Consider the following 956-nt stretch of genomic DNA (forward strand, 5'->3'; position numbering starts at 1 on the left):
CCAGGTCGTGTTATGGCGCTCATGGGCGAAAATGGGGCAGGCAAGTCAACATTGATGAAAGTGCTGACCGGTATTTATCATATGGATGCAGGTAGTATTCAGTATCAGGGTCAACCTGCTGCATTTAAAGGTCCGCGAGATTCTCAAGAAGCGGGCATCAGCATTATTCACCAAGAGTTGAACTTAATCCCTGAACTGACAATCGCTGAGAACATTTTTCTCGGTCGTGAATTTACCGGTTCTATGGGCCGCATTCAGTGGAGCAAAATGTACGCGGAAGCGGACAGACTTCTACAACGTTTGAACGTGAAACACAGCTCGAAAACCTTGCTTGGTGATCTAAGTTTGGGTGAGCAACAAATGGTAGAAATTGCCAAAGCGCTCTCGTTTGAATCGAAAGTCATCATCATGGATGAACCAACCGATGCGCTTACTGATACAGAAACCGAATCTCTGTTCAAAGTGATTAATGAGCTTCGTGAGCAAGGCTGCGGCATTGTATATATCTCACACCGCCTGAAAGAAATCTTTGAAATCTGTGACGACATTACCGTGCTTCGTGACGGTAAATTTATCGGTGAATGCCGAGTAGCAGACACGGATGAAGACGGCTTAATCGAAATGATGGTTGGCCGTAAATTAGAAGAGCAATACCCACGTATTGATGTAAAGCACGGCGAGACATGTCTTGAAGTGATTGGCTTGACAGGTTCTGGCGTTCACGATGTGAGCTTCACACTTAAACGCGGTGAGATTTTGGGTATCTCTGGTTTGATGGGCGCAGGCCGTACCGAGTTAATGAAAGTGATTTACGGCGCGCTGCCAAGCGAGCATGGCGTTATCAATCTCGATAACAAAACCGTTAATCCGGTTAGCCCGCAAGATGGCTTGGCAAATGGTATCGCTTACATCTCGGAAGACCGCAAAGGGGATGGTCTGGTTCTGGGTTTGTCCGT

At 46.9% G+C, this 956-nt stretch carries 1 protein-coding gene; it reads left to right on the top strand.

Annotation, left to right across the window (positions count from 1 at the left end):
- On the top strand, positions 1–956 hold a 956-nt coding region (locus tag R7Z50_RS25245; RefSeq protein ID WP_318149454.1), incomplete at both ends, for an ATP-binding cassette domain-containing protein.

This window comes from Vibrio sp. 1249-1 (assembly GCF_033340495.1).